This is a genomic window from Nostoc sp. 2RC, from assembly GCF_014222165.1.
Lineage (GTDB): Bacteria > Cyanobacteriota > Cyanobacteriia > Cyanobacteriales > Nostocaceae > Nostoc > Nostoc linckia.
Map to the genome: position 1 here is coordinate 1 of NZ_JACKZU010000376.1, position 7897 is coordinate 7897.

The 7897-nt window shown below is 39.7% G+C and carries 6 protein-coding genes; 3 read left to right on the forward strand and 3 right to left on the reverse strand.

The window, feature by feature from the left end:
* Positions 1-624 precede the first annotated feature (624 nt).
* Positions 625-1041: an SH3 domain-containing protein gene (locus GNE10_RS29025; RefSeq protein ID WP_185569124.1), complete on the forward strand. Its 417-nt coding sequence runs from the start codon at positions 625-627 to the stop codon at positions 1039-1041.
* Positions 1042-1178: 137 nt separating this feature from the next.
* Positions 1179-1805 carry a peptidoglycan-binding domain-containing protein gene (locus GNE10_RS29030; protein ID WP_185569126.1) on the forward strand — a complete coding sequence of 209 codons (627 nt, stop codon included), beginning with the start codon at positions 1179-1181 and terminating at the stop codon, positions 1803-1805.
* A gap of 44 nt (positions 1806-1849) precedes the next feature.
* Here GNE10_RS29030 and GNE10_RS29035 read toward each other — a convergent pair whose 3' ends face one another.
* The 3 genes from GNE10_RS29035 to GNE10_RS29045 all read right to left on the reverse strand — a co-directional run bounded on the left by GNE10_RS29035 (position 1850) and on the right by GNE10_RS29045 (position 5590).
* Positions 1850-3685, reverse strand: coding sequence for a mechanosensitive ion channel family protein (locus GNE10_RS29035; protein WP_260447073.1), 1836 nt, complete (start codon positions 3683-3685; stop codon positions 1850-1852).
* Positions 3686-4293: 608 nt separating this feature from the next.
* Positions 4294-5109 carry an SDR family oxidoreductase gene (locus GNE10_RS29040; RefSeq protein ID WP_185569128.1) on the reverse strand — a complete coding sequence of 272 codons (816 nt, stop codon included), beginning with the start codon at positions 5107-5109 and terminating at the stop codon, positions 4294-4296.
* A 178-nt stretch (positions 5110-5287) separates the two neighbouring features.
* The gene (locus tag GNE10_RS29045) at positions 5288-5590 is read right to left on the reverse strand and encodes a hypothetical protein (RefSeq protein WP_221643030.1); all 303 of its coding nucleotides are present in this window, start codon (positions 5588-5590) and stop codon (positions 5288-5290) included.
* A gap of 761 nt (positions 5591-6351) precedes the next feature.
* On the opposite strand from GNE10_RS29045, the gene GNE10_RS29050 reads away from it, so the two are divergent.
* Positions 6352-7897 (forward strand): histidine kinase dimerization/phospho-acceptor domain-containing protein (locus GNE10_RS29050; protein WP_311774869.1); only part of this gene is annotated, 1546 nt, incomplete at its 3' end.

Here is a 7897-nt window from a genome sequence, read left to right on the forward strand (position 1 = left end):
GTCATTCTCTCATAAGAGTTTGATTTCAAAAATAAATTAATATAAAATTTTTTTGTACATATGAAATCGAAAAATATCTTTCAAGTCCTTTGCTTGTCGATTTATTTAATCAATCGATTATAGTCTATTGTAACTATCTGAAAAAAGTCAGATGCTTGTAAGTAAGTTTCTGATATTAACTGATGTATATGATGTTTTCAATAAACTATTTATCTCTTAACTGATTTAAGTGATATTTGTTTCACTATAAGGAAATTTATCTATATTTTTTGATAGAAAAATAAAATATAAACGTAGATTAAAGCTAATTCAAGAAAATTTTTAGGTTTATCTGCAAATTAAATATCAAAAAATGGAACCTTGTAAAACAAAAGTAAAGATATTACTTTCTGAGAAGTTTAATCATGATGGTGCTTTGTGGTAATTTGCCTGTAAATAAATTAACTGATTTATCTGCACTTGAAGTCAAGAATAAAACATGGGAAATTTAAATCTGTCTGAAAGTTTTAGGGCTTCTGTTCTCTATCTTTGTTCCAGGATAGGTAAGTTTAACTAGCAAATCCAAAAATAAACTACAAAGGCTAGGTGAAGTTTAATTTGTCAATATTTAGGCGAACAAAAATCATGAAACTTAAAACATTACTTATTACCACTGTTGTATCTTTAGCATCATTTGTTGCAACTTTTCCAGTGAAAGCAAATATTTCTCACGAAGGAGCGCAAGGAATTAATGATGTTTCTGTAACCTCAAATTCTTCTTTTGTAAATCAGTTAAACCAGCCTTATCTCATCGCTAGATCTAACTGGGTGACGCTAGCTGGAGGACGGTCAAGAAGAATTAACCTACGTACAAGACCAACTGTCAATTCAGCTACTAAAGGCTACGGATTAGGTGGCGATCGCGTCCAAAACTTGCAATGCGTTCAAGACAAAGATAAAAGTGGTAGTAATCTTAACTGGTGTCGAGTTAAATTCCCGAAATCGGGAGCAATTGGTTGGATTCGTAGCGACAACATTATTTTCAGCGATGGCGGCGAATAAAATTGCAGCCGTACACCATAAACACTGGACATCTGGTGGCTTTGAGTGAATAGATTGCCGTTCAAAACTTCTACATCGGCGGCGTGAAAACATTGTGAGCTTTTAGTTTTTACCAAATCAAATCAAGGTGTTAATTCATGGAATATATTGCTTATTCATCTATGTTTGTAGCCTACGAAGAGGCAAACGGTCAGGCTAAATCTATCGACTATGAATTTCCCAAGTTTGACTTAGATTGGAAGAAATCTCTGAAATCTTCTGTTTGGTTATCGTTAGCTGGTTTTATAGTATTTTTTACAGCTATTACCCAAGTGTCAGCAGCCTTAGGTGCTTATGTCAGAACTAACGGTAGTTGTCTTAACGTGCGTGTAAGCCCCTACACTAGTTCTTCAGTTGTAGACTGTATTCCCAACGGTACTAGAATTACCAGCACTGGTAGAGCCAATGGTTTTGTTCGCCTATCCAGAAATAGATATGTAGCTGCAAGATGGGTAGGTGATACGTATAACTCTCGTCCAAACAACCCAACGTCTGCTGGAGTTGGTGGACGCATCACACTCAGTTATGGTTCTAGAGGTTCTGCTGTATCACAAGTACAAAGGCGTTTAGGGATTAATCCTACAGGTTATTACGGAAACACCACTTTTGGGCTAGTCCGGCAGTTTCAAGCCAACAATGGCTTGCTTGTCGATGGTATAGTCGGCCCCCGAACTCGCAGTGCTTTATTTGGAGCGTATAGCACTGTAGATGAAGGATACTTATAAATAATCTAGCAATGACTCCTTGCCAAATCAGCGTTGTCAATGATTCATTGCAGTCTACCAATCTGAATATTGTTGGCTGCAAAAGCTTGCCGCACCCGTAGACGGAACTCTCGCCCAACGTTCCATTGTTCCATAGGTGCGGTTTTAATCCAGACGCGCACTAGCATACCCGTGTGGGAGAGGTCATCAATCCCCAACACTTGGGGCGATTCTAGCAGGCGATCGCGCCATTTCACTTCGCTATACAATTGCTGGGATACTTGCCTGAGAATTTCTAAAACTTGCTTGGGGTCGTTTTTATACGCCACTACAATGGAAAAGTCTACCCGCGACCAGAGGCGAGTTAAATTAGTGACATTGGTAATATTGCTATTGGGAATGGTGATTAATTGACCTTCGCTATTGCGTAGTTGAGTCACGCGCAGGTTGAGATTTTCTACCAGTCCGCTTTTATCACCAATTTGAATCACATCTCCCATCGCAAATTGATCCTCCATCAAAATCAAGCAACCATTGACCAAATCTTTAATCAGACTTTGGCAACCAAGGGAAATTGCGATACCGATGACAGCCCCCCCTGCCAAAATCGAACTAGTGGGCACATCAAATATGCTTAAAGACCACAAGATACCGCAAGTAATCAAAACAAAAATGATTAATCCTTTTAGTGCCTTGGAAACTGTTGCCGCCCGCAGGGCAATCCTTTGAGTTTCACTCAAGGAGAGAGGGGGATGTATTGTCCAGATATTGGTGAGGCGGTCAATTAAGCTTTTGCCTATACGAATAGCAAGACTGATAAAAAACCAAATAATCAGCAGCGCCAGGGGAGCAGCCAAAGCCTCCTTTGACCATCTCATCAAGTAAGGGACGCGAAACATAATGACTACAATCCCGATGTACCACGTGAGAATAAACACCCAAAATAGTAGCCATGTGAGAAAAGAATAGATTTCCAATTGGTACTTGAGACTGAACTGTTGCCGGATGATTTCTAGAAAGTGCGATCGCCAATGGGCAATGGTATCTGTCTCTCCTTTGCTAGTCTCTGTGACTGGAATATCTGTGGATATTTCTTCAGCTTGTTGTGCCACATTCATAGGTTCTTGATAACAAGCTTGCAATGCCTTTTGTTTACGAATTAGAACTTGCCGCAAGAACCACAACACAAAGCTACCCAACACTAAGCCGATGATGATTTGCAGTGCTTGTCCAATTCGTTGTAACAATACTTCACGTGAAAAGAGTCGGGCAATGCGTTCCACTTCTATTTGTAAGATTTTTTGCCATTCCTGTGTCAATTCTTCCGTGGTTTTCCCATGATAGTCTGCATCTGGCTCTGTTACTGTCACCAGCCTCAAAGGACGGGTTGTTCCATCGTCACTGAGCTGGAGAATGGAGCTGTTATTCAAGATGGCAATAGAAACCATAGGAGTTTTTTTGGCTTTGTTGGATCGGTCGATCGCTCGCATCAGCCGTTGCCTAATTTCTTCGGCACGCACCTCTACCGGAAGATATCCCTCTGGCGGTTTTTCACGATCGAAAATAGTAGGAGAAACAACTTCAAACAAGAAGTTTCTGTCCAGGGGTGAATACACACTGGCAATTTCATAGACACCGAGACGGGTAACACCGTTAGGTGGCTGGCGCGGATCTTTAGACGCTGCGGTGGATAAAGAAGGTAGTTGACCGTGGGCGATCGCATTCGAGCCAAACACCATTGCGATCGCCATCAAACTAATTAGCGCAAACCTAATTGTTGAACGGAGGAACCGATTAAATAAGAACATATCTATGGAGAAGTGATTGAGTAACTGAAATATTACAGATGCGATCGCCCACATAGATACTGTTGATAGTTCTATTTTGGGTATCTGCTGCAATCTCAACCCCAAACATCAGGTTATCATCTTCATTTAATATCACTGACAAATCTGCAAGCTTTCTCGTTAAAGTCTGAGGAAAATTGATGAACTGATTACCAAAAGCGCTACTGTAGGAGATGGTGTAAATTCCCAGGATTAAAAAGATTTTGATTTTGATACTTCACAAGTATCTTAAAAAACTATAGCTATTTTCTCATAATATTTAGATTTAAAAAATAAATATTTACTTCCAAGAATTTCCATCTATTGGAACTCCCTAAAACAATTGGGATAGTCATAATTTGATATTATCGTCTTAACTGATATATCTGATGTTTTCAATAAAGTAATTTACCTGTCAGTAAGTTAAGTGATTTATCTGCACTTGCATTAAAAAATGAAAAATAATCTCCAGAAATAAATTCAGGGGATTAATAAGGACATATTATTTCTCCTGTTATGCATATCGAAATAAATGTTTTTATTTTGTTGCATAAATAAATTTAGCACGAAGTCAGAGTGCTGACTTCCGGCGCGGCGATCTGAATTTCGTAACACAAAGGCTTGTAACTATTTTTTCTTATTCTTTCTTTTGGCTTTTAACTTTTTACTTTTGCCTTGTTCGGTCAAAAATTTTTACCAACAATCCGATCCATATACCAATTAATTCCAGGAGCTAGCAGGCTGTGAAATCTACTAAGGAATGTCATTTCTAGTCCAGGAGTAATTGCAAAGGATTTTTTCTTAATACCTTGTACAATCTCTAAAGCTACTTTCTCGGCACTCCAAGTTTTGGCAGTGCCGGTAATCATTTGCGTTTCAATGGGCTTGGTTTTGTTTTCTTCCTCAAGTTGTGGCGTGTCAGTATCGGGAGGATAAACAATTGAGACGTTCACTCCCATCAACTTCAATTCGCCGCGTAAAGACTCCGCTAAACCCCGTAAGGCAAACTTGCTAGGACTATATGTGGTGTAACCATAGATACCAATCAAACCTGCGCCAGAAGAGATGAGTACGATGTCGCCCTGTCGTTGTTGTTTCATGGCTGGTAGTGCTGCTTGAATGCAGTAAAGCGAGCCAAAGTAATTGACTGCCATTGTGCGTTCAAAAATTTCTGTTGGCTGTTCTTGAAAATAACCAGGTTGGGCGATACCAGCAGAAGTAATTAACAAATCAACAAAGCCAATTTGTTCGATAGCTGTTTTGATAGCTTGCTGGGCTTGAATTTTATCGGCTACATCCGCGGAAATTTTAATAATGCGCTGATTTGGATTTGCCCTTACTGCTTCTATCTGTGCTTTTGCATCCTCCAGTTTCCTTTCGTTGCGAGCAATAATTGAAATATGTGCGCCCTCACTAGCTAACAGTTGCGCTGTTGCTTTACCGATTCCACTTGAACCGCCAGTAACAATAGCGTGTTTTTGGTCAAAATTTTTATTCATAATTTTGAGGACAATCTTGAAAATTTGCCTCTGGCGTCCCATAGTTAAGAGTACGCAAGACACAGTAAGTTACTGGCAGCACATACATATTATCCCATCGCCGTTAACTGTCAACCGTTAACAGTTAACAACCAACACAAAAAAATACATCACCTTAAATACAAACAGCTGATTTTTCCTATTCGCGGACATTTTCCAGTTTGTTTGGATTTACCCAACGATTTACAAATTGGTTTTTATTTTTGTACACCTTAATTTGTACTTCCTTGGAACCTAACTTGACAACTTCTGCGGGAATTCTCTGGATATCAGCAGAATCGCCACGAGCTTTATAAAGCCAAATTACTTTTTGACCTACTTCAAAGTAGTCAGGATTACTACTTGAGGAAGGTGCTGTTTTTGCCCAGGTGGGAGAAGCAAATGTTAAGTTAAACAAAAAGACTAATAACACTAAGGTAATTTGGAAAAATTTGATGTTCATTAGATTGAATCAATTTCTAGAAAAAGCTAAAGTAATAATTACGAGAAATGGTTCAATTATTTTATTCATTTTCTAATATTTGATTTTTAAAATGTACATAATTGATAATTTTTATCTCTAATAATAAGTATCAATTAACTCTAAAACTTTGAGCTAGTATCAACTTTTTATTGAAAATAAAGATTAATTTGTATACGCATAAAATTATCTCTTGATTTAAAAGACTGAATAATCATTGATGATTTTTTTATTAAAAATGTTTGTTAACTATAGAATAAACAACCTTTAAAATAAAATCAAATATTGTTGCTTGTTAAAATAATAAATTAAATTAATCGTACATGTTCTAAATAAATTGCTCGATACAGGTAGTGATTGAGAAGAGATTTTGAGGATAGTGAAGTATGGGATTTTTGGGCAGCGATCGCCCCATTTCAGCTAGTGTATTCTAACTAATGGAAAAAATTGCTCAATTATAATCTCTATCTCCAGAATAATTGACGTTAAATAACACTCTAACGTAAACATTAGATATGTAGAGCATCATAAACTTTGATTTATATGCCTCACAATACGTGCCTACTTGTGGCAAAACAACTCAATATTGATAAGCTAGTTCCTACCTTGCGGCAAGAATCAAAATCTGTGCCCAGAAAAATTTTTTGCCGAGTTTGGTGTGACTTTTGCAACAATAAATTGTGATTAGCACGTGATTACAATTGTAGCTTTATACCCGACCCATGACTAATCGACACAAACCCATGAAAAACGAGTCAACGTCAGCAAGCAACGCCGACGCTAATTTCCTTTTCGGTGGAGGTGAAATGGGTGCGCGGATGCGAGAATTCGACTGGTCGCAAACTTCTCTTGGCGCGACACAACATTGGCCTCAGAGTTTGAAAACAGCGGTGCGGATTATGCTGACTTCTCGCCAACCGATGTTTGTCTGGTGGGGGGACGAACTGATTAATCTTTACAACGATCCTTATAAAGCTATTATTGGTGGTAAACATCCACAAGCACTGGGCCAGCCAGCTTCCCATGTGTGGCGGGAAATTTGGGAGCAGGTAGGGCCGCGAGCAGAATCAGCAATGTTGAAAAACGAAGGCACTTACGATGAAGCCTTACTGCTGATTATGGAGCGTAATGGCTACCCAGAGGAAACTTATTATACTTTTTCCTATAGTCCAGTTCCCAATGATGAAGGTGAGACGGGCGGGATTATTTGTGCTAACACAGACGATACACAACGCATCATTGGAGAACGGCAGTTAAATTTATTACGGGAGCTAGCAACTAGGACAGCAGATGCACGTACATTCGATCAGGCCTGTAGCTTGAGTGTCAGTTGTCTGGAAACCAACCCTTATGACTTCCCCTTTGCAATGATTTATTTGGTCGAACCAGACCAACAACAGCTTTTTCTGGCTGGAACATGCCGCATTCAGCCAAACCACAAAGCAGCACCACAAACAGCTGCTCTCGATTCTGATGCTGTTTGGCCTTTTGGGGAAGTGATGGCAACCCATCAAACAAAATTAGTTGATATTTTAGCAGGGGATTTTGGTAGCTTACCTTGCGGGATATGGGAGCGATACCTACAGAGGGCTTCGCCAACGCCACATCAAGCAGTGGCTATACCCATTGCACCATCGAGAGAAACAGGCAAAGCTGCCATTTTAATTGCTGGCTTAAATCCCTTCAGGCTGTTCGACGATAATTATAGAGGATTCATGGAATTAGTTGCAGCTCAAATTGCAGCTAGCATTGCCAACGCCCAGGCTTACGAACAAGAGCGCAAACGAGCCGAAGCTTTAGCACAAATCGATCGCGCCAAAACTATCTTCTTTAGCAACATCAGCCACGAGTTTCGTACCCCATTAACTCTAATGTTGGGGCCACTAGAAGACATCCTAGCTGATGGTGGTAGTTTGTTACCAAGCAACGAACAAGAACAGTTAAAAATGGTGCAACGTAACGGACTGCGCTTGTTGAAGCTAGTTAATAGCTTGTTAGATTTCTCGCGAATTGAAGCCGGAAGGGTTCAAGCTTCCTACGAACCCACAGACCTCGCTAGTTTCACCGCCGAATTAGCTAGTGTTTTTCGTTCAGCAATTGAACGAGCAGGAATGCAGTTATCAGTTAATTGTCCTCCCCTGCCGGCATCAGTGTATGTAGATCGGCAAATGTGGGAAAAAATAGTTCTCAACCTGCTGTCTAATGCCTTCAAATTCACCTTGGCAGGAAAAATTGTGGTGAATTTGCAGTGGGTGGAGAATAAGGAGGTGGGGACGCGGGGAGGTGGGG